Below are 22,664 nucleotides of genomic sequence, written 5' to 3'. Positions count from 1 at the left end.
CTATATTTCAATTAATCCTTGGTAATCCACTACGTATTCTTGATCCAAATAAAGTGGCTCTGTCCTGTCCGATGCATTCCATAGCCCAACACCGGCAAAATAGGTCTTGGCCTCAAATTTTTCGGCATGATCTTTTACAGTTTGCATCAACTCGGGGTCATATTCTCGTGGGTTTAAGGGAAACTCCACATTTCTTACCACAATAAAATGCAAAACCTTTTCCTTTAGGCACACATACTGTGGATTCTTTTTAAGCTTGCTATTAATGGCCATAAATTCAAAACCATCCGCTTCCAGCTCCCGACCCACTATATTCATGGCCAGATTATGCAACTCCTGTTCCGTTAATTCTCTTCCCATAACAAAAAAACCGATGCTTGGAGCATCGGTTTGGTTTTATTTATACCTCTCGACAATGCTCGAGGTGATTAATAAACATTGGTACTATCCTCCAAAGTCATCAAATCTGATATTCTCATCTGGGATACCAAAATCTTCTCCCATTTTTTGAACGGCCTTGTTCATTAAAGGAGGCCCACAGAAATACAGTTCAATATCTTCGGGAGTTTCGTGATGGTTTAAATAGTTATCGATTACACAGTTGTGAATGAAACCTACAAAACCATCTCCCTCTTCATCATTAATATCTTTTTTTACTTTCCAGTTATCTTCTTCCAAAGGTTCGGAAAGTGCCATATAAAACTTGAAATTAGGGAACTCCTTTTCCAATTGTTTAAAATGGTCGATATAGAATAGCTCTCTCTTGGAACGTCCTCCGTACCAATAGGTCACTTTTCTGTTCGTTTTTAAGGTTTTGAACAAGTGGTACAAGTGAGAACGCATCGGTGCCATACCGGCACCACCACCAACATATAGCATTTCAGCATCGGATTCGTTGATAAAGAATTCACCGAATGGCCCGGAAATGGTAACTGGGTCTCCCTCTTTCAAACTAAAAATATAAGAAGAGGCAATACCGGGGTTTACATCCATCCATCCATTTTTCCCACGATCCCATGGCGGAGTGGCAATACGAACATTTAACATAATTTCCCTTCCTTCGGCTGGGTAGGAGGCCATCGAGTAGGCCCTTTCAACCGTTTCTGGGTTCTTCATGACCAACGGCCATAGGTTGAACTTATCCCACTCAGCTTGGAACTTATCCGGAGTTTCATGCTCTTCTGGGTGGGCAGTAATATCAATATCTGAATATTTTACTTCGCAAGGCGGTATTTCAATTTGGATATACCCTCCCGCCTTATAGTTCATTTCTTCTGGAATCTCAACCACAAATTCCTTGATAAATGAGGCCACGTTATAATTACGAACCACTTTGGCATCCCATTTTTTGATACCGAACACTTCTTCTGGAATGGTGATTTCCATGTCCTGCTTCACCTTGACCTGACAGGCCAAACGCGCACCTTCCTGTAACTCCTTTTTGGAAAAGTGGGGGGTTTCTGTTGGTAATGCCTCGCCTCCACCAGAAAGCACATGGCATTCGCATTGGATACAAGTTCCACCACCACCACAAGCTGATGGCAAGAATATTTTTTGGTTACCCAAGGTAGTCAGCAAAGATCCTCCAGACCCTACTTCCAGTTCCTTTTCACCATTGATCTTAATGGTAACTGGCCCTGATGGTGACAGTTTTTCCTTAGTGAACAACAAAAGTGCCACTAACAATAACAACAAAACAAGAAATGCTACTACGGTAATAAGTATTGTACCTCCGGTACTGGCGGCTAATATCATCTTTATTTGTTTATGGCTTCGTTATATGAGATTGCTTTTTCGTTATCCTCAATCTCTTCTTTAATTTCTTTTTCCTCCTTGGTGGTTTCCACGGTTGTGCTCTGGGTTTCCTCTGGCGGCTCATTGTCACCGGTAAGCATTCCTCCAAAACTCTGGAACCCTATCCCCATTAATCCTGTAATGATGAATGTGATTCCCAAACCACGCAATGGTGCCGGCACATTGGAATATCGGATTTTTTCCCTAATGGCGGCAATGGCCAAAATAGCCAAAAACCACCCTATACCAGAACTGATTCCGTAATTAAGAGCCAATCCTATATTTGGAATATCTCTTGTCTGCATAAAAAGTGATCCACCCAATATAGCACAGTTCACTGCGATCAACGGCAAGAAAATACCTAGTGAGTTGTATAAAGAGGGAGAAAATTTTTCCACCACGATCTCTACCAACTGTACCATTGTTGCAATGGTGGCAATAAATAGAATAAATGATAGGAAACTAAGGTCATAATCTGCATACTCTGGTCCCAACCATACCAAAGCCCCGTCTTGAAGCAGGTATTTATCCAACAACCAGTTCAAGGGTACCGTAACACCCAATACGAATATTACAGCAGCTCCCAATCCTACCGCAGTAGAAACTTTTTTGGATACGGCCAAATAGGAACACATTCCCAAAAAGACCGCAAACACCATGTTGTCTATAAAAATCGACTTAAAAAATAGTTCTAAATGCTCTAACATGCTCCCTAAGTTTATGCTTCTTCAATTAATGCCCTGTTTCTAGAACGTTGCACCCATATTATAATTCCCACAACAATCAGTGCTGCCGGTGGAATGATCATAAATCCATTGTTCTCGTAACCGATGGCGTACAGTCCAGTTTTCGCAATGGGATCTCCCAGCACCTTGATTCCAAAAAGTGTCCCAGAACCCAAAAGCTCCCTAAAGAACCCTACGATTACCAAAATTACACCGTACCCCAACGCGTTTCCTATACCATCAAGGAAAGCTCTACGAGGGCCGTTTCCAAGAGCAAATGCCTCAAAACGTCCCATAATGATACAGTTGGTAATAATAAGTCCAATAAATACCGATAGGGTTTTGCTCAAATCGTAAGCGAAAGCTTTCAACACCTGATCCACCACAATTACCAAGGTCGCAACGACCACCAATTGCACAATGATCCTAATTTTCGAAGGAATAATATTTCGTATCAACGAAATGACCACATTACCCACTCCCATTACAAACAATACGGATATGGCCATTACAACGGAAGCTTTAAGTTCTGCCGTAATCGCCAACGCAGAACAAATACCCAAAACCTGAATGGTAATAGGATTGTTATCCGTTAACGGATCTTTTATAAGATTTGCATCTTTTTTTGATAATAGCGCCATATTAATTGGTTCTTATGGTTTCTAAATAAGGTTTGTAAAGCTTAAGGCTTTCTTTTATCATTGCCGCTATGCCATTACCGGTAATGGTAGCTCCTGCCAAGGCATCCACGGCATTGTCTTCTTTATCGTTGTTCAATGGATCATTGTTTCCTTTTGCCACGGCAATACCTTCGTAAGCTCCGTCGTTCAGGACAGATTCTCCTTTAAAATCATCCATAAAAAAGCGCTGGTTAATGTTGGATCCAAGACCTGGTGTTTCTCCTTTGTGATCAAAAAAGACACCTTTAACTTCCATATTTTCATCCAAAGAAATGTATCCCCATATTGCATCCCAAAGTCCTTTACCGTACATGGGTATGATATAGTATTTCTCTCCGTCTTTCTCACCGATCAACAAAGGAAGTTCAGCATCTTTACCGGATTTGGCGTCCGCCAATGCCTTTTGAACATCGATCAGATATGCATTTTCTTTTTGAACCGCCTCTGTGCCATCCCAAACCAATTGCTGGGTGATGTACTTTGAAAATGCTCCCTCCACATCGGTTGTGGGAACAAAGGCAACATCGCCATCGCCTTCATTTTGATTGACACCCATGGCATAAAGGATATTCTGTTGCTTTTCAAAGCGCTCGTTCTCATCAATCCTAGGCTTGAGGCCGGTTGCCAAAAAGGCCAGTATAGAACCTACAACAACCACCATGATCGCTGCAAAAATTACTGTATAGCTATTCTTTTCCGTATTCATTGCAATTTCACTTAAGCTGTTTCCGTTTTTAATGAATCTACCTCATCCGAAGCTTTAGGGTATATGGTAGCCGACTTCAATCGCTTTAATCTCTTTTTAACATTGCCCTTAACCACATAATGGTCAATGGTCGGAGCAAATACGTTCATCAGTAAGATGGCCAAGAATACGCCCTCTGGGTAGCCAGGATTGAAAACCCTTATCATTACCGACAGGAATCCTATAAAGAAGCCATAATACCATTTGCCCTTGTTGGTCTGGGAACCTGTCACCGGATCGGTAGCCATAAATACGATACCGAAAGCCAATCCACCCACCAATAAGTGCTGCCAGTATGGGAAACTCATCAACGTATAGAACTTACTGTATTCCGGAAGCCAACCAGCATCAACAACTCCGTTAAAAATCAAGCCCATTGCCAATGAACCGATAACGGCACTCACCATAATTCTCCAAGAGGCGATCTTGGTGAATATCAAAAAGAGACCTCCCAACAAAATCAACAAGGTGGACGTTTCACCGACCGAACCAGGAATAAAGCCGTAGAACATATCGGACAACGAGTAACTGTAATCGGCACCTTGTGCCAATGAACCAAGGACGGTTTCTCCAGAAATGGCATCTGCAGTTCCGGCTCTTTCAACTGCCTCGTGCACCCATACCTTATCCCCACTCATCCATGTTGGATAGGCGAAGAACAGAAATGCACGAATCGTTAATGCCGGGTTAAGGATGTTCATCCCGGTGCCTCCGAACACTTCCTTACCGATCACAACCCCAAAGGCAACTGCAATCGTAAGCATCCAAAGTGGGGTATCCACAGGAATGATCAACGGTACAAGCATACCGGTTACCAAATAACCTTCCTCTACTTCGTGTCCTTTTATTACAGCGAACAAAAATTCGATGGCCAGACCCACACCGTAGGATACAATCACCAACGGCAATACGGTGGTGATTCCGACCAAAAAGTTGTCCCAGGTCAAGAAATGTTCCATAAGGGAGAAACTTTCCGGAAATCCATTGATCGCTGAATAGTGCTGATATCCTGCATTGAACATACCAAATAGCAAGCATGGCACCAACGATAAAATTACCGTGTTCATGGTACGCTTTAGATCGTCCGCAGCTCGAACGTGCCCTCCCGAATGGGTAGTTTCGTTCGGCATATAAAGAAATGTATGCAGAGCATTAAAGGCAGGAGCCATTTTTTTGCCCTGGTACTTAAGTTTTAACTGATGTAGTTTTTCTTTCATTCCCATATTATCCAAGTTCTTTTTGCAATAAATCCAATCCTTCCCTGATTATTTGCTGGTGCGGTTGTTTTGATATGCATATGAATTCTGTCAAAGAAAAATCCTCTGGAGCGACTTCGTATAGACCCAACTGCTCCATCTCGTCCAAATCTTTAATCATACAGGCCTTTAAGAGTTGAAGAGGGTAAATATCCAATGGAAAGACCTCTTCATATTTTCCTGTTACAACAAAAGCTCTGTGCTCCCCGTTGGTATTGGTATCCAAATCGTATTTCTTTTTGGGCTGCAACCAAGAAAAAGTCAAAGCCCTAGTAGACGATATTTTATTGAAAATAGGCTTGTTCCATCCAAAGAACTCATAATCGTCCCCTTCCGGAATTGCCGTTACGGTATTGTTATAAAATCCAAGATAACCTTCCGTACTGGTTTTTGTACCTGTAAGCACATCCCCGTTGATCAATCGAAATCTATCCTGTTTTACACCACTGGCATACAAAAAGGTAGATATTTCCGCACCGATCTTGGTTTTGTAATACTTAGGCTCTTTGATCACAGAGCCGGCCAGCGCTACAATTCTTTCCGCATTGAACTTGCCCGTTAACAACAACTCGCCCAACATTACCAAATCTTGCGGAGAAATGGTCCAAACGGTCTCACCTTTATTGATCGGATCTATTTTGTTGATCTGCGTTCCAACCAATCCGGCAGGATGTGGCCCGGAAATCTTATGAAGCTCAACCCCTTCGATATCATTAAATGGTGATCTGTTGGATTTCCCAACGGTTACATGGATTTTTCCGGGAGTAAGTTTGCCAAGCCCCAATATGGCCGCCTGAATTTCTTGCTCCTTATCCTTGAGGATAAAGTCTGGATTGGCCGCCAATGGCGCTGTACCGTAAGCCGAAATAAAAATAGCCTTCGGCGTAACGCTCGGGTCGGCGATCACATCGTAGGGCCTTTGCTTTATAAAAGGCCAACCACCACATTGCAATAGATAAGACTTGATTGTCTCCCCATTTGCAGTGTCCAAATCCGGCACCTTGTTTATTACATAATCCTGTTCTTTGTCTGCAAGGATCTTTAAGGTTAAGATTCTTCTCCTTGCTCCCCTGACAATTTCCACAAGTTCACCGCTCACTGGGGAAACAAAGTGCATTTCTTCGTTGTTCTTGTTATAAAAGAGGGGCTCCCCCGCCTTTATATCCTCCCCTTGTTTTATCAACATTTTTGGAGTGATACCATGGAAATCATCTAGGTTCAGGGCATAAACGTTACTAGTAACGGCTTTGGAAATAGTCTGCTCTGCTGCCCCAACGAGGTTGATATTCAACCCCTTTCTAATCCGGATGTCTTTAGACATATTGTTGTAGACCTTTTGTTATCAAAATCGGACGCAAAAATAGTACTAAAAGGATTGTTTTCATAATTATTAACTATAAAATTGGGATTATACCGAGCTTAGTTCGCTGGGCATACTTTTTGTTTAACTTTACCAAAAATTGTTACGTTTGATGCGTTTTACCTACTTTGTGTTGTTGTTTATATGGATGGGCCACTATGCTTTTGCCCAAGTAATGAAGGAAGTCAACCCTCCTGAAAACATAAAAACCATTGTATTTAAAGGACCTACGGACGATCAATTCCCGGTGGTGAAACTAGGGGAACCCATTACCTTGGAATTTGATGATCTATTGGCCAACGAACAGGACTACTATTATAAGATAATCCATTGCGATTACGACTGGACCCCTTCGCAACTTTTAAAATCGCAATATCTTTCCGGAGCGGACAACCAACGCATTATAGATTACGAAAACAGCTATACCACTCTGCAGCCTTATTCCAATTATAGGCTCACAATACCGAACGAGAATGTAAATCTCCGGGTTTCTGGAAATTATTTATTGGAAATCTACAACAGTTACGGGGAACTTCAATTTTCTAGAAGATTCGTGGTCTTTCGGGATGCGGTCACTGTTGCCGGCACAGTAAAAAGATCTAGAGATTTCAATTACATCAACACGAAGCAGGTAGTGCAATTCAACATTAATACTGCCGGCTTTCGGGTAGTGAACCCCAAAAAAGAAGTAAAAGTTGCAATTTTACAAAACCATCATTGGCCCACTGCATTGTACCATATTGCACCCCAATTCACCATTGGTAGCGAATTAGTGTACAAATACGATCAAGAAACCAGTTTTTTCGGAGGCAATGAATTTTTGAATTTTGACACCAAAGACCTTCGCTCCCCTACTTTCGCTATCTCCAAAATTGAAATGAGGGAGGTATACCACCACTATTTATTTACCAATCAATATCGATATGATCGCGAATACACTTACTTTCCCGACATTAACGGTGACTTTGCCGTTCGCACGCTCCAAGGTGACGACGTTTCAAGGGAGGCAGAATATTCAAAAGTTCATTTTAGCCTACCTTACTCGGATAAGATTGGACTGGATCAAGTGTTTGTGATCGGAAAATTCAATAATTACGCCTTGGAAGAGGAGAACAAAATGACCTTTAACGAGGCTACTGGAAAATTTGAGACTTCTTTAATGATCAAACAGGGCTTTTACAATTATAAGTATGTCGTTCAACGTGAAGACGGCTCCCTGGACCCCCATTTGGTAAGCGGCAATTTCCATTTTACCGAGAACAACTACTTAATTCTAGTATATTACCGCGATTTTGGCGAAATGTACGATAGCATCATCGGAATTGGCTCTGTAAACTCCAGAAATATTAGCAATTAACTATATTTAAGATCAAATTATAGGGCAATATGGGCAAAAAAGGCGGTTTGATCACAAAAGGTCGATACGAGCTTCAGTTTAGAGGTGTAGAATGCCTTAATTGTGGACACCCCCTGGATGTAAGCGATAGATATTGCCCCAACTGCTCCCAAGCAAATAGCACCAAAAAACTCACGCTCAAAGATTTTTTTGACGAGTTTTTTTCCAACCTCATCAATTACGACTCTAGATTATTCAAAACATTATCGGCACTGTTACTAAAGCCAGGCCGAATGACCAGGGATTATGTAAATGGCAAACGAGTTACCTTTACCAATCCATTCCGTTTTTTATTGAGTGTGGCCTTTGTTTACTTTTTGATGGTGACCTACAACAACCAGTTCGCCAATTTGGATGAAGCCGCAAAAGATTTTGATGGCACTATATATAATGGGGCTTTTGGCGTTGACCTAAACTCAGGAGATTTAAAAATTGATAGTGTGGCATTCAAAAAACAGTCCGATCAAGCCATAACACGATTGGACTCCATACAAAAAGCAAACCCCGAATTCCTTTCTGGACTCTCAATATTGGACTCCTCACAAATACATGGACAAAACCCGGCCGAACAGCAACAATTCATGGACACTTTGGGCACATTTGTGAACACCATGAACCAGATAAAAAAACGAAAGGATTCTTTTATGCATGCCAATCCAAAAGCCTATTTTAACACACTCGAGGAAAAGTCGGGAATAGAGGCTTTCTCGAAAAAAGCAGAGTTTTTTGGATTGTACATTAAAAAAGATACCCTTTATAACTTTGAGCAGGCCCAAACACGGTATAATATTAAGGAGAGCACCACCAATAAAATGGCCTTTAATTTTTCCAACAGCATATGGAAGGTAATGAGCAGACCCGGAACCTGGATAAACGACACCATTTCCAAGCTCCCATTTGTTATATTTTTCTTTATGCCCGTGTTCACCCTCTTTATATCTTTGGTTTACATCAGAAATAAATATACGTACACCGATCATCTCATATTTAGCTTTCACAATCAATCACTCTTGTTTATCTTGCTCATCCTTAGTCTTATATTGGATTCAATTTTCAATATAGACAGTGCAGGGATCTTCTTGATCATATTCGGTATCTACCTATATAAGGCAATGCGAAATTTTTATGACCAAGGCCGATTTAAAACTATTATTAAGTACATCTTTCTGAACACTATATTTATGATTTTGGCCTTTCTGACCATCATAGTTACGTTTACAGGAAGTGTTTTTACCTATAACTGATATGTTCACACAAGTTACCAAAGGAATTAAAGTCTCGGTCAGCACTACTTTTGAAGGCACTTTCTTTAAAAACTACAAAGTACACTATGCATTTGGCTACACCGTAACCATTGAAAATCTTGGCAAGGACACCGTTCAGCTTACCGCCAGACATTGGGATGTATTCGATGCCCTCAAAGAAATGGAAACCGTCGATGGTGAAGGTGTTATAGGAAGAAAGCCGGTTATAAAACCCGGAAAATCCCACACCTATAGTTCAGGATGCCTCTTGGCCTCACCTGTGGGCGCCATGCGCGGACACTACCACATGGTAAACTTTTCTACCGCCGAAGAATTTGAGGTAGAAATCCCCACTTTTAAGTTTGCAGCTCCCTTCGCTATAAACTAATCCACATCATTTTATAATCGCAACAGGTTTCATTACCTTTGGTCGCATTGTAAAACATAAAAATATAACTATGGGAAAAGGATTTTTTCAAGTTCCAACCGCTGTCAACGAGCCGGTATTAAGCTATGCTCCAGGTTCTCCAGAACGAGAAGAAGTACTCGAACAATATAAGGCGTACTACAATGGCAAGGTGGAAGTACCACTTTACATTGGGAACGAAGAGATAAAAACAGGCAACACAAGACCCATGTCCCCGCCGCACGACCACAAACACATTGTGGGACACTACCATTTGGCGGAAAAAGCACATGTGGAAAAGGCCATCGCCAATTGCCTTGAATCCAGAAAGGCCTGGGCCGACCTGACCTGGGAACAGCGTGCCGCCATTTTCTTAAAGGCCGCAGAACTGATCGCAGGGCCCTACCGCGCCAAAATGAACGCCGCCACAATGATTGCGCAATCCAAGAACATTTATCAGGCCGAGATAGATTCCGCCTGCGAAATTGTCGACTTTCTGCGTTTCAACGTGGAGTACATGTCACAGATATACAGCGAGCAACCGGAATCCTCCGAGGGAATCTGGAACCGTGTGGAATACCGCCCCCTCGAGGGCTTTGTGTACGCCATAACCCCGTTCAACTTTACCGCCATTGCAGGCAACCTGCCCGCCAGCGCCGCCATGATGGGGAACGTAGTGGTATGGAAGCCGAGCGACAGCCAGATATTCTCCGCCAAGGTAATCGTCGATGTGTTCAAAGAGGCAGGATTGCCCGATGGCGTGATCAATGTGGTCTACGGTGACCCGGTAATGGTTTCCGATACCGTATTGTCAAGCCCAGACTTCTCCGGAATCCACTTTACCGGCTCCACGGATGTGTTCAAATCCCTTTGGAAACAGATCGGGAACAACATACACAGGTACAAGACCTACCCCAGGATCGTTGGGGAGACCGGGGGCAAGGATTTCATTATTGCACACCCGACGGCAAAACCCAAGCAAGTGGCCACCGCCATTACCCGTGGGGCCTTCGAGTTCCAGGGACAAAAATGTAGTGCGGCATCCAGGGTATATCTTCCCAAATCCACGGCCAATGAAATTTTGGAATTGGTGAAAGCTGATATAGCCTCCTTCAACAAACCTGGCTCACCGGAAGATATGGGCAACTTTATCACCGCTGTGATACACGAAGGTGCATTTGACAAATTGGCCAGCTATATAGACAAGGCCAAGGCCGACAAGGATGCAGAGGTAATCGCAGGGGGAAATTACGATAAATCCGTGGGCTACTTTATAGAACCCACCGTGATCTTGACCACCGACCCGCAGTACGAGACCATGTACACCGAACTGTTCGGGCCCATTGTTACCGTTTATGTCTACGAGGACAAGGATTGGGGCGAGACCCTAAAACTGGTGGACGGAACTTCCGAATATGGACTTACCGGCGCCGTGCTTTCCGCGGACCGCTATGCCATAGATGAGGCCACCAAGGCCTTACAGAACTGCGCGGGCAACTTTTACATCAACGACAAGCCAACCGGTGCCGTTGTGGGACAACAGCCTTTCGGCGGCGCAAGGGCCTCCGGGACCAACGATAAGGCCGGGTCCATGCAAAACCTCTTGCGATGGGTATCGCCAAGGTTGATCAAGGAAACTTTTGTTACCCCGGAGGATTATCGATATCCTTTCCTGGGTTAAGGAACAGACGAAAAAACTGCACAAAGGCCGTCACTCTAAAAAAATGACGGCCTTTTTTATGCACTGAAATTACCATTCCATTGATTGTTAACCGAAATTCCGTTAACCTCTATTAACAAATCCAAACAGTAATCACAAAGATATTTTCAACACCTCAACACATTCATTTAATGTGATTTACACACATAAACAAAATAGCACAAAGCATCAAAACACAATTTCAATGTAAATTTTACGTTAACTAATTGTAAATTAAACGTAATACAACTATATTTGTATGACATAAATCAATTAGTTATGATAGATAGAATTAATGCATGGACGAGATTGATGGCAATAAAATATCAGCAATTGTGGCTCTACGCCAAGAATTACGCCAGAAAATGCAGATTGGTATATAAGAGAATGTACAGTATCTAAACTAGCCTTTAAATTTTTGAGGCAGGTACACTACCTTTTTGGTCTCAAAAAACTGCTCTTCAAAATACTCGTTTAAATCAAAGACCTGAACGGTCTCATAACCTTTCAGTTCATCAGAGAGATCTCCGCCCTTAAGGTAAAGAATACCATTTTTACGTTGATGAGCGGAATCTTTTTTGATTTTCCCCTTGGTCCAATGAACAAAGGTGGGCATTGCGGCCACTGCACGACTCACAATAAAATCGAACTGCCCGGGGATATCCTCCACACGGGAATGGTGCGTTTGTACATTCTGAAGCCCGAGTCCTTCTACCACCTCGTTTACCACTTTTATTTTTTTGCCAATGGCATCAACAAGGGTAAATTTCACGTTCGGGAATAATATCGCCAAAGGAATTCCCGGAAATCCACCGCCTGTACCTACATCCAAAACACTGGCCCCCTCATTAAATACCTGAATCTTTGCGATTCCAAGAGAATGAAGCACATGCCTCAGGTACAGCTCATCGATATCCTTTCTGGAAACCACATTTATTTTTTGGTTCCAATCATGGTAGAGCTCTTCCAACTTGGCAAATTGCTCTTTTTGCTCATCGTTGAGCGTCGTAAAATATTTGAATATAAGTCCCGAATTCATTCTCCAAACGTTAATTTTACAAATTTAATACTTTTAACGTGCTTAACACCGTTCTAACACAACAGTGTAAGCTCGAAAGAAGCATTTTAATTACATTTGTAAAAAACTTTTTTTATGGATAAGAATACCATCCGGTTTTCACGAAAGGATTCCGCACAATTTTTCAGGACACTGAACAAGAGAGTGAACGAATACTTTAAAGAAAACAACCTCAAGAAAACCGGGAACTGGAAACTTCACTTGAAAACCATAGTGATGTTCGCCATCTTTTTGACCCCTTATTTTTTAATGTTGACCCTGGACCTGCCTTTTTGGGGCTACCTATTGCTCTCCATAACCATGGGAGTTGGGATGGCCGGCGTTGGGATGAATGTGATGCACGATGGAAACCACGGTGCCTATTCCAATAAAAAATGGGTAAACAAACTCATGGGAAGTAGCATTTACATTTTGGCCGGAAATGTATACAACTGGCAAGTACAACACAATGTTCTGCACCACACATACACCAACATCCATGAGCACGACGAAGATATGGAAGCAGGCAGGATCTTAAGGTTCTCCAAGCATGCAGAGTGGAGAAAGCACCACAAATTCCAACACTATTACTCTATTTTCCTTTACGGATTATTGACATTCAATTGGGCAATAACCACGGATTTTCAACAAATGTACCGTTACATGAAGAGAAAATTGAGCTATGGTAAATTACCCAATCCGGTAATCAATTGGAGCACTTTGGTGATCACCAAAATAATCTACTTGACCATCTGGATCATACTTCCATTGATTTTTGTTGATATTGCTTGGTGGCAGGTATTGCTAGGCTTTTTTATTATGCACTACGTAGCTGGAGTAATACTTAGCGTGGTATTCCAATTGGCCCATATTGTGGACCATGCCGATACACCGTTACCGGACAATGAAGGAAACATGAAAAACACCTGGGCCATCCATCAATTGTTCACAACCGTGAACTTCGGCACCAAAAATAGAATAGTCAACTGGTTTACAGGAGGATTGAACCACCAAGTGGAACACCACATCTTTCCCAACATCAGCCATATACATTACACAAATATTTCCAAAATTGTGAAACAGACGGCTCAGGAGTTCAATTTACCGTATCACGAGTACAAAACTACCAGAAAAGCTATAATTTCACACTTCAAACACCTTAAGGAGCTAGGCAAAAAACCTACCCTTCAATATCAGTAAAAAAGAAGTACAAATGAGCAACCATCTATCTGACAGGATCAAGAATATGTCCACGTCAGCAACATTGGCCATGGCAGCCAAAGCCAGAGAATTAAGAAGTGAAGGAAAGGATATTATCGGATTGAGTTTGGGCGAGCCGGACTTTAATATTCCCGATTTTATAAAAGATGCCGCAAAAAACGCCATCGACGAAAACTATAGCAGTTACACCCCTGTTGATGGATATGCCGAACTAAAGACCGCTATCTCCAACAAATTTAAAAGAGATAATGACCTTGACTATGGATTGAATCAAATTGTGGTCTCCACAGGCGCAAAACAATCCTTGTTCAATGTTGCGATGGTAGTTTTAAATCCGGGTGACGAAGTAATCCTGCCCGCTCCATACTGGGTAAGCTACAGTGATATTGTAAAGTTGGCCGAAGGAGTACCTGTGGAAGTTCTCACACAAATCGATACCGATTTTAAGATGACCCCGGCTCAATTGGAAGCTGCCATAACACCTAAAACCAAAATGATCTGGTTTAGTTCTCCCTGCAACCCAAGTGGTTCGGTATACAGTAAAAGCGAATTGAAAGGCCTGGCGGAAGTGCTGAAAAAGCACCCAGATATTTATGTTGTATCGGATGAAATTTACGAACATATCAATTTTGCGGGTGGCCATGTGAGCATTGCCAGTATCGATGGAATGTACGACAGAACCATTACCGTGAACGGGGTATCCAAGGCGTTTGCCATGACGGGCTGGCGAATTGGTTACATTGGCGCACCGGAATGGATTGCCAAAGGATGTACCAAATTACAAGGGCAGGTGACCAGTGGTGCCAACGCCATTGCTCAACGAGCTGTGATCACCGCATTGGAAGCTCCAGTGAGCAAAATCCAATATATGATCGACAAGTTCCACGAAAGAAGGGATCTTGTTTTAGAATTTTTAGGGGAAATAGAAGGTTTTAACCTCAACGTGCCCGAAGGCGCATTTTATGTGTTTCCGGACATATCCGCTTTCTTTGGCAAAACCTTGAACGGTGTTGCCATTAACAATGCTTCCGATTTCTCCTTGTATTTATTGGAGCATGCCAATGTGGCCACGGTAACAGGTGAGGCTTTCGGAAACCCGAATTGTATCCGAATTTCTTACGCGGCATCCGAAAAAGAACTAAAAGAAGCGATTGCCCGTATAAAGGCTGTGCTGTAAAACATGGGGTAGCTTTGCTGAACTTTGATTCCGCATTTCGCCGTCCATTTTAAAAAACCTCCCGAAATAAACTCCGGGAGGTTTTTTAATTAAGTCTTTCTCCAAAAATATGGGGTAAGTACAATGAGTACGGTAAACAGTTCCAATCGCCCCAAAAGCATCAAAAAAGCGCACCACCATTTTCCTGCCGCAGGAAGGCCATTATAATTGCTCACGGGGTTTAAACTGCCCAAAGCTGGGCCTACATTTCCCAAAGAAGAGGCTGAACCGCCAACTGCAGAAATAAAATCCAACCCCAAGAAACCCAGCACTAAAGAACCGATTATGAATAGGAGCATGTACAGCACAAAAAAGGCGATTACATTATAGACAATGTGTTCTGTTACGGTCTTCTGGTTGTATCGTACCGGTATCAACGCGTTGGGATGCAAGGTTCGCTTAAATTCCAGAATACCGTTTTTTATAATCAAAAGGTGACGCATTACCTTGATTCCACCAGCAGTGGAACCTGCGGAGCCTCCAAGAAACATCAATCCAAAAAAGAAAACAGTTAAAAATGGAGTCCATGATGTAAAATCCGCCGTAACAAACCCTGTTGTGGTAATCACCGCGATTACTTGAAATAAGGTGTGGCGAACGGTACTTTCCACCTTGCCCAAAACCATGGGATGAAAATCGGAAATAGGAACATCCGCCCTAAAATACACGCCCAATGCGGCGATTATGGTGAACACAACAATGAATCCGAGATAATATTTAAACTCTTCGTCCTTGAGGATACGTTGCACCTTACCGGTCAAGGCAAAGTAACTGAGTACAAAATTACTACCTGCCAAAAACATGAACAATGCGATAATGTATTGAATGAGTGGTTGATCGTTCCAAAAGGCAACGCTGGCATTTTTGGTGGAGAACCCACCTGTGGACATAGTGGCCAATGAGTGGTTTATGGCATCGAAAAATGACATGCCCGCAAATTTCAGCAAGAATGTTTCCAGTACAGTGTACCCTACATAGATCAACCATAACCTCTTAGCGGTATCCGTGATCCTTGGGTGAAGTTTATCCCCTCCCGGTCCCGGTGCCTCTGCCGCAAACAACTGCATGCCCCCAATTCCCAACAGCGGCAATATGGCTATGGCCAATACAATAATTCCCATTCCCCCGATCCAATGGGTAAGACTTCTCCAAAGGAGAATTCCTTCGGGAAGCGCCTCGATATCGTCCAAAATTGAAGCGCCGGTAGTCGTGTAACCGGACATGGTTTCGAAAAATGCATCGGTTATGGATGGTATGGAGCCGGAAAAAAGATAGGGCAACATGCCCGATAGGGACATTACGACCCATCCAAAGGTTACTACGATGTAGCCTTCTTTGCGTTTCACTTCCTTTTTATGTCCCCGGGTGTAGAACATGGCCATCATTCCAAAAAGCATGGTCACAATTGCGGCCAGCATAATATCCATGGTCACACCATCTTTATAAATGCCACTGGCCAAAGCGGCCAAAAGCATAAAAGAGCCATTGCACAGCAACAATAGCCCCATTATATGGATTATGATTCTTGTATTGAGCTTCATTATAGAAACAACTTTTCTATGCGCGGTATGGCCTTGGGCAAACAGCACACCACTACCTTATCACCTTCGGCTATCCTAAAATCACCAAGAGCAATAATTCCTTCCCCGTTACGGATCACACCACCAATACTTGCTTCCCTCGGAAAATTAAGTTCCCGTATTATTTCTCCGTTTACCAGGGAGGTGGCCTTTACTTCGAACTCCAAAATTTCTGCGTTCAAGTTGTTCAATCGGGTCAAGGCCAACACCTCTCCCTTACGGACGTACCTAAAAATGCTATTGGCGGCCAACAGTTTTTTATTAATGAGCGTATCCACTCCAATGGATTGGGACAATTGGAAATAATCCATGTTTTCCACTAGTGCGATGGTCTTCTTTATTTTTTTATTCTTCGCCACTAAACAGGACATTATATTGGTTTCGGAATTACCGGTTACGGCTATAAAGGCATCCATGGATTCCAAATTCTCTTCTTCCAACAGCTCCACATTTCTACCATCCCCATTTATTACAAGTGCGTGGGGCAGATCATCCGCAATATCGAAGGCTTTTTCCTTATTCTTTTCTATAAGTTTTACGTTGAACTTATTCGAACAAAGGTCCCTTGCCGTTTTGTATCCTACCTTGCTCCCGCCGAGTATCATTACATTCTTAATATCCTGCTTTTGCATTCCGGACAACTTGTACAACTCCTCTACCCCTTTGTCCGAGGTAATAAAATATACTTGATCGCCTTCTTTAAAAACCGTATCCCCTCTGGGAATCAAAGTAAATTGAGTTCCCGTACGCTGTAAAGCTATGGGCATAAAGTTGAGTTCGGGAAAGATTCGCGCCGCTTCTTTGACCATTTTACCCACAAATGGTGCGTTCTTGGGCAAAATAACGCCGAACATGGTCAATAGGCCTTCTTCAAATTGATACGTATCGTTGAATGCGGATTGATTTAACATTAACTGTATTTCCGTAGCCGCCAAGCGTTCCGGAGAAATCAATTCATCGATACCCAACTCCTCAAACTTGACCAACTCGCGGTTATCCATAAATTCCGTATTCGAAATTCTGGCAATGGTGCGTTTGCACCCCAACTGTTTTGCCAAAACACAAAGGGTTAAATTGGTAGTTTCGGAAGCTGTTACCCCGATCACCAGATCCGACCCATCCACTTGTGCATCTTGTAACACTTGGATGGAAGTTGCATCTCCTCTGAGCACTCTAATGTCCAAATGATTATCTGCATAGGACAATCTTTCTTTATCGGTATCGATCAAGGTAATCTCCTGCGCTTCATAGGACAGTAATTTTGCCAAATGAAACCCCACTTCACCAGCACCTGCAATAATGATTCTCATTAATTAAAATAGGATGTGTTCTTAAATAAACTCTATTTGACCGTAACAAACAACACAAGGAATGGCATGCGATACGTAAATTACATATTTACAACCAAATACGGTATATGATTCCTTTTTGTGGGCAAAATTACACAAATATTTTTGTCCGCATCCCTTATGCTAAGTTGTATATTTGCGAGCAAATTAACGCAATGTCTAAAAAGGTTACCCCATACAAAGAATCCGAACTTGGAAAAAAAGAACAGGTAAAGCAAATGTTCGATACCATTTCCAAAAATTACGACGGCCTTAACCGAGTAATTTCTTTTGGAACGGACATAAAGTGGCGGAAACGAATCGTGGCCTACCTTAAAGACAAATCCCCAAATTCCATTTTGGACATTGCTACGGGAACAGGCGATCTCGCCATTGCCATGACGCAAACCGGAGCGGAAAAAATCGTGGGACTTGATCTTTCTCCGGGCATGTTGGAAGTAGGAAAGCATAAAGTGGTCAACAAAAATCTACAATCCACCATTGAAATGGTGGTGGGCGACAGCGAGAACCTTCCTTTTGAGGATAACTCCTTTGACGCCATCACGGTTGCATTCGGGGTTCGGAATTTTGAAAATCTGGAGAAGGGTCTACAAGAAATTTATCGCGTTTTGAAACCACAAGGACATTTTTTGGTCCTGGAGACCTCCGTACCCACCAAAACCCCTTTCAAACAGGGATACAGGGCGTATACGAAATACATATTGCCCACCATAGGAAAACTGTTCTCCAAAGACAGGTCCGCCTATAAATATTTGAGTGAATCGGCATCAGTTTTTCCACATGGCGAGGCTTTCAACAATATTTTGAGAAAAATCGGGTTTATAGGAGTAGAGAACAAACCACAGACCATGGGTGTAGCATCCATTTATGTCGCATCAAAATAGATTAATGAAAAATCTCCTTATCCTTTTTGGACTGATAGTTTTGTCCGGTACCAATGTTGTTGCCCAATTTGGTGGCGACCCTATCTTGAACCTTCAGAACGAGGATAAGAAATTTTTGAACTGGGGCTACTACCTTGGTTTTAATCAGTACGATTTTCAATTTGAGTACAAAGAGGATGTTGGCCGGGACATATTGGTCGATAAAACTTTAGGGTTTAATGTAGGTTTGATCGGCGAGCTGAGGATAAACGAGTTTCTTGATGCCCGTTTTGAGCCAGGTTTGCTCTACACTTCAAGAACACTAGGGTTTCCCGGATTTTCCACGCAAGCAGAAGCAATTCGCGAAGTGCGCTCGACCTATATTCGCTTTCCCTTTCTGTTAAAAGCCAGCACACGTAGAATTGGCAATTGGAGGCCTTTTATTGTTGGAGGCGTGTACACATCCATCAACCTGGGGAGCAACGAAGATAGTTTGGACGACAACAGCACCGGTCAGTTTCGGATGAAACAAAATGTTTACGGGTACGAAGTTGGCTTCGGCATCGATTTTTATACAGAATATTTTAAGTTCACTCCATCCATCAGAGGAGTTTTTGCCCTGACCGACGAATTGGTACCGGACAATGACCCGAACAGCCCATGGACAGGAAATATAAATGCCATGCGCACCCGAGGGATTTTCATCAATTTTACTTTCGAGTAAACCATTTATCGCCTTCTAATTTCGTTTAGCAAGATACCTGTTGCCGTGGCAACATTTAAGCTTTCGGTACTGGCAGCTCCAAATTGAGGAATGGCTATTTTAGAAGTAATATACTCATTCACTTCATCGGAAATGCCATTGGCTTCGTTGCCCATTACCAATATTCCTTTTTGTGGAAGATCAAGCCCATAAACAGAGGCGCCGTCCATAAAAGCCCCATAAATAGGGAGTGATGTATTTTTAAAATAACCGATCAAATCTGTGTAGACAACATTTACCCTGGCAACCGATCCCATAGTCGCTTGCAAAACCTTGGGATTATAGCAATCCACCGTATCCTTGGAACAAACCAATTGTTGTATTCCAAACCAATCGCACAACCGGATAATGGTACCCAAATTGCCCGGGTCACGAACAGCATCCAAAACCACTACCCAATCTTGCAGGTCATCAGTTCCAAATTCAATCATATAAAAAACACCGAGTACACCATTGGGATGTACCAAACTGCTCATTTGCTTTAAATCCCTTTTGGATACCAATTCCGCATCCCCGAATTTTTGGATCTGATCGGCTTTGTCCACAAAAATTTTGAACGGCCGTATTCCCGCTTCCAGCAACTCATTTACAACTTTCTCCCCTTCAACAACAAAGAGTCCATGTTGAGATCGGTACTTTTTTTGCTTTAAGCTAACAACTAGTTTAATTTGGTTTTTTGTAACCATCTAAATCGTGTATTTTTGGCGTCTATGAGGGGTTCTTTAGGTCTAATCTGCAACTGGGCAAAAATAGGATTATTGTTTCTTTTGCTATGCATTTCGGGTTGCAATACCTTAAAAAAAGTTGGGGAGGATGAATTATTGCTCACCAAAAACTCCATTTTTGTTGATGATGAAAAAGTAAACAACAGTGAAATAAAGGGCCTAATTTCCCAGAAACCCAACAGCAGCGTACTGGGCTACCCTTTAAAATTGAATCTCTATAATCTGGCAAAGGAAAATCCAGACTCTTCTTTCCAGGATTGGCTTAACCGAAAAGAAAAAAGGGAGAAACGCCTAAACAAACTACTTTCCGAGAAACAGGTAAATCGATTACGCGAATCTTTTATGGTCTCTGGAGCCAGTGAATTCCTAAAAAGAATTGGCGAACCTCCGGTAATTATCGATACAGCGGAAACCAACAAGTCCATTAGGAGACTTAAAGCATTTTACAACAGTAAAGGGTATTTTAACAACGAGGGGAATTATGAAATAGTCGATATAAAAAACAAGAAAGCTTCGATATCGTACCACATAACATTGAACAAACCCTACATCGTAGATACGGTCCAAAAAAATATTACTTCACCGGAACTGGATTCCATCTACCTAAAGACCGCCAACAAAAGTTTGATCAAACCAGGAGAACAATTTGATCTGGACAAATTTACATTGGAACGGGAACGGCTTACCACTCTTTTTCGTAATTCGGGGGTATATAATTTTCAGGAAAGTTCCATTAACTACGATGTTTTAAGGGATACCACTGTTACTGCAGATGACCAACTAATGGACGTGCTGCTCAACATCAATAAATTTAGAAGCTCCTCGGACAGCACTGATGCGGGCACTCCCTACAAAGTGGCGCGACATAAAAAAATAAACATTTATGCAGACTATGACATAAACGGCACCACCGACACCCTTAAAAGCCTGGCCTACGAAAACTATAATATTTACTATAGCGGAAAGCTCAGGTACAAGCCAAAAGCGCTTACCGATGCCATATTCTTTAAAAAAGACAGTGTGTATCGTGATCTCGACAGGATAAGGACCTATCGCCAGATCACCAACCTCAATACCTTTAAATATCCCAATATTGAGTTTATACCAGATTCCACTCAAACACAACTGGAATCCAACATATACCTTGCTGCCAAACCAAAATATTCGCTCAACCTAAATTTTGATGTAACCCACTCCAACATCCAACAAGTAGGAACCGCTTTTAGTGCTTCGGTAATTACCCGAAATGTTTTTGGGGGTGCCGAAACATTGAACGTTTCTGCAAGAGGATCCATAGGCCTGCTAAGTGATGCCTCCCTATCCAACGAAACCTTTACTTCTGAACTTGGCGGGGACATCAACATAACATTTCCCCGTATTTGGTTCCCGTTGAACACCGAAAAGATCATACCCTATTATATGCTGCCGCAAAGTCGTTTATCGGTAGGTACCAACTTCCAGCGGAACATTGGCCTGGACAAACAATCCCTAAATTCCATTTTATCCTATAATTGGTCCCCGTCCGATCGTCTTAAAAACAACATCGAACTGCTGAATGTCGAATTTGTACGCAACGTTAACACAGACAACTTCTATAATGTGTACCGAAACACTTTTTCCAATTTGGACGATATCGCGGATGATTTTCAGGACGACCCCCAATATGCCGAATATTTTAGTGCAGTGGAAAATGAAGGAGATGAACCACGACTTGATATCCCCACGGGTGCCAATAATTTTGCCCAAGATGTATTGAATGGGACACTTACCGTAACCGAAGATGATTTTCAAACCGTAAACAGTATAGAGGAAAGAAGAAGGAGATTAACAGAGAACAACCTCATTTTCGCTTCCAATTTTACACATACCAAAAACAGTAAATCCGGAATAAACGACCTTGACTTTTATCAATACCGAATCAAATTGGAGAGTGCCGGTGGTATGCTGTCCATGCTCACCAACGTAATCCCTTTTAATAAAAACGAAGAGGGTCAGAGCCTAGTTTTCGGGGTACCCTTTTCACAATATGCCAAAACCGAGTTCGATTATATACGACACTGGAAAATTGGAGAATCCCAGGTAATCGCGTTCAGAAGTTTTACAGGACTGGCCATTCCCTACGGTAATTCGGACAACGTGCCCTTTGTTCGCAGTTATTTTGCAGGAGGTTCCAACGACAATAGGGCTTGGAACGCTTACGAACTGGGCCCGGGAAAAACCGACAACATCAACGACTTCAACGAGGCCAATCTCAAGTTGGCATTTAACCTGGAATATAGATTCCCGATCGCCGGCGACGTAAAAGGCGCTCTTTTTGCAGATGCAGGGAACATATGGAATGTTTTCGATAACGAAACCAACCCCGATGCCACATTCAATGGTTTTTCATCATTGGGCGACTTGGCCCTGGGAACTGGTCTCGGGCTTCGTTACGATTTCACCTACTTCGTATTTAGGCTGGATGTAGGTTTTAAGACCTACAATCCCGCCAAAGTTGGATCCGATCGCTGGTTCGATGGTTATAACTTTAAAAGAGCCGTCTTCAACATCGGAATCAATTATCCTTTCTAGAGCAAATAATTTAT

Annotated in this window: 21 protein-coding genes; 10 read left to right on the top strand and 11 right to left on the bottom strand. The window is 42.4% G+C overall.

The window, feature by feature from the left end; all coding sequences use genetic code 11:
* From ABTP35_RS10900 to ABTP35_RS10870, 7 genes are all read right to left on the bottom strand, one after another.
* Window positions 1–360 carry a Na(+)-translocating NADH-quinone reductase subunit F gene (locus ABTP35_RS10900; RefSeq protein ID WP_224837596.1) on the bottom strand — a complete coding sequence of 120 codons (360 nt, stop codon included), beginning with the start codon at window positions 358–360 and terminating at the stop codon, window positions 1–3.
* 84 nt (window positions 361–444) lie between these two features.
* Window positions 445–1,755 (bottom strand): NADH:ubiquinone reductase (Na(+)-transporting) subunit F, encoded by a 1,311-nt coding sequence (gene nqrF / locus ABTP35_RS10895; protein ID WP_293296391.1) that lies wholly within the window; start codon window positions 1,753–1,755, stop codon window positions 445–447.
* Between the two features lie 2 nt (window positions 1,756–1,757).
* Window positions 1,758–2,501 carry an NADH:ubiquinone reductase (Na(+)-transporting) subunit E gene (nqrE, locus tag ABTP35_RS10890; protein WP_224837594.1) on the bottom strand — a complete coding sequence of 248 codons (744 nt, stop codon included), beginning with the start codon at window positions 2,499–2,501 and terminating at the stop codon, window positions 1,758–1,760.
* Window positions 2,502–2,512: 11 nt separating this feature from the next.
* Window positions 2,513–3,160, bottom strand: coding sequence for an NADH:ubiquinone reductase (Na(+)-transporting) subunit D (locus tag ABTP35_RS10885; RefSeq protein ID WP_224837593.1), 648 nt, complete (start codon window positions 3,158–3,160; stop codon window positions 2,513–2,515).
* Between the two features lies 1 nt (window position 3,161).
* Complete coding sequence (locus ABTP35_RS10880) at window positions 3,162–3,911, bottom strand: Na(+)-translocating NADH-quinone reductase subunit C (RefSeq protein WP_375334517.1); 750 nt, start codon at window positions 3,909–3,911, stop codon at window positions 3,162–3,164.
* A 5-nt stretch (window positions 3,912–3,916) separates the two neighbouring features.
* The gene (locus ABTP35_RS10875) at window positions 3,917–5,167 is read right to left on the bottom strand and encodes an NADH:ubiquinone reductase (Na(+)-transporting) subunit B (protein WP_293296394.1); all 1,251 of its coding nucleotides are present in this window, start codon (window positions 5,165–5,167) and stop codon (window positions 3,917–3,919) included.
* 1 nt (window position 5,168) lies between these two features.
* Window positions 5,169–6,521: a Na(+)-translocating NADH-quinone reductase subunit A gene (locus ABTP35_RS10870; RefSeq protein ID WP_293296396.1), complete on the bottom strand. Its 1,353-nt coding sequence runs from the start codon at window positions 6,519–6,521 to the stop codon at window positions 5,169–5,171.
* A gap of 151 nt (window positions 6,522–6,672) precedes the next feature.
* Between ABTP35_RS10870 and ABTP35_RS10865 the strand changes: the two genes are divergently transcribed.
* The 5 genes from ABTP35_RS10865 (at window position 6,673) to ABTP35_RS10845 (ending at window position 11,707) form a co-directional block, all read left to right on the top strand.
* Window positions 6,673–7,917 carry a type IX secretion system plug protein domain-containing protein gene (locus ABTP35_RS10865; protein WP_293296398.1) on the top strand — a complete coding sequence of 415 codons (1,245 nt, stop codon included), beginning with the start codon at window positions 6,673–6,675 and terminating at the stop codon, window positions 7,915–7,917.
* A gap of 29 nt (window positions 7,918–7,946) precedes the next feature.
* Window positions 7,947–9,200: a DUF3667 domain-containing protein gene (locus ABTP35_RS10860; RefSeq protein ID WP_293296400.1), complete on the top strand. Its 1,254-nt coding sequence runs from the start codon at window positions 7,947–7,949 to the stop codon at window positions 9,198–9,200.
* 1 nt (window position 9,201) lies between these two features.
* A complete protein-coding gene (apaG, locus tag ABTP35_RS10855) occupies window positions 9,202–9,588 on the top strand; it encodes a Co2+/Mg2+ efflux protein ApaG (RefSeq protein ID WP_252080342.1) in 387 nt (128 codons plus the stop codon).
* Between the two features lie 70 nt (window positions 9,589–9,658).
* A complete protein-coding gene (gene pruA, locus ABTP35_RS10850; protein ID WP_293296401.1) occupies window positions 9,659–11,287 on the top strand; it encodes an L-glutamate gamma-semialdehyde dehydrogenase in 1,629 nt (542 codons plus the stop codon).
* A 297-nt stretch (window positions 11,288–11,584) separates the two neighbouring features.
* Complete coding sequence (locus ABTP35_RS10845; RefSeq protein WP_293296403.1) at window positions 11,585–11,707, top strand: hypothetical protein; 123 nt, start codon at window positions 11,585–11,587, stop codon at window positions 11,705–11,707.
* Between the two features lies 1 nt (window position 11,708).
* Here the strand turns inward: ABTP35_RS10845 and rsmG are convergent, their stop codons facing one another.
* Window positions 11,709–12,344, bottom strand: a complete 636-nt coding sequence (rsmG, locus tag ABTP35_RS10840; RefSeq protein ID WP_293296405.1) for a 16S rRNA (guanine(527)-N(7))-methyltransferase RsmG — start codon at window positions 12,342–12,344, stop codon at window positions 11,709–11,711.
* A 114-nt stretch (window positions 12,345–12,458) separates the two neighbouring features.
* Here rsmG and ABTP35_RS10835 point away from each other — a divergent pair, with 114 nt between their 5' ends.
* Together ABTP35_RS10835 and ABTP35_RS10830 are read left to right on the top strand one after the other, a co-directional pair.
* Entirely contained in the window at window positions 12,459–13,562 is a 1,104-nt protein-coding gene (locus tag ABTP35_RS10835; protein ID WP_224837581.1) for an acyl-CoA desaturase, read from the top strand.
* A 13-nt stretch (window positions 13,563–13,575) separates the two neighbouring features.
* Window positions 13,576–14,760 carry a pyridoxal phosphate-dependent aminotransferase gene (locus ABTP35_RS10830; RefSeq protein ID WP_293296409.1) on the top strand — a complete coding sequence of 395 codons (1,185 nt, stop codon included), beginning with the start codon at window positions 13,576–13,578 and terminating at the stop codon, window positions 14,758–14,760.
* An 89-nt stretch (window positions 14,761–14,849) separates the two neighbouring features.
* On the opposite strand, the gene ABTP35_RS10825 is transcribed toward ABTP35_RS10830, so the two are convergent.
* Window positions 14,850–16,340, bottom strand: a complete 1,491-nt coding sequence (locus tag ABTP35_RS10825) for a TrkH family potassium uptake protein (RefSeq protein ID WP_293296411.1) — start codon at window positions 16,338–16,340, stop codon at window positions 14,850–14,852.
* A complete protein-coding gene (gene trkA / locus ABTP35_RS10820) occupies window positions 16,340–17,689 on the bottom strand; it encodes a Trk system potassium transporter TrkA (RefSeq protein ID WP_293296413.1) in 1,350 nt (449 codons plus the stop codon). Before trkA ends, ABTP35_RS10825 begins: the two co-directional genes overlap by 1 nt.
* Window positions 17,690–17,883: 194 nt before the next feature.
* Here trkA and ubiE point away from each other — a divergent pair, with 194 nt between their 5' ends.
* Complete coding sequence (gene ubiE / locus ABTP35_RS10815; protein ID WP_252080346.1) at window positions 17,884–18,612, top strand: bifunctional demethylmenaquinone methyltransferase/2-methoxy-6-polyprenyl-1,4-benzoquinol methylase UbiE; 729 nt, start codon at window positions 17,884–17,886, stop codon at window positions 18,610–18,612.
* Between the two features lie 4 nt (window positions 18,613–18,616).
* Entirely contained in the window at window positions 18,617–19,315 is a 699-nt protein-coding gene (locus ABTP35_RS10810) for a porin family protein (protein ID WP_224837576.1), read from the top strand.
* Between the two features lie 5 nt (window positions 19,316–19,320).
* Here the strand turns inward: ABTP35_RS10810 and ABTP35_RS10805 are convergent, their stop codons facing one another.
* Entirely contained in the window at window positions 19,321–20,040 is a 720-nt protein-coding gene (locus ABTP35_RS10805; RefSeq protein WP_293296415.1) for an RNA methyltransferase, read from the bottom strand.
* Window positions 20,041–20,064: 24 nt separating this feature from the next.
* Here ABTP35_RS10805 and ABTP35_RS10800 point away from each other — a divergent pair, with 24 nt between their 5' ends.
* Complete coding sequence (locus ABTP35_RS10800; protein WP_293299066.1) at window positions 20,065–22,650, top strand: BamA/TamA family outer membrane protein; 2,586 nt, start codon at window positions 20,065–20,067, stop codon at window positions 22,648–22,650.
* Window positions 22,651–22,664: the final 14 nt, after the last annotated feature.

It is taken from the genome of Flagellimonas alginilytica, assembly GCF_042134605.1.
GTDB lineage: Bacteria > Bacteroidota > Bacteroidia > Flavobacteriales > Flavobacteriaceae > Flagellimonas > Flagellimonas alginolytica.
This window is presented reverse-complemented; position numbering and strand designations above follow the sequence as displayed.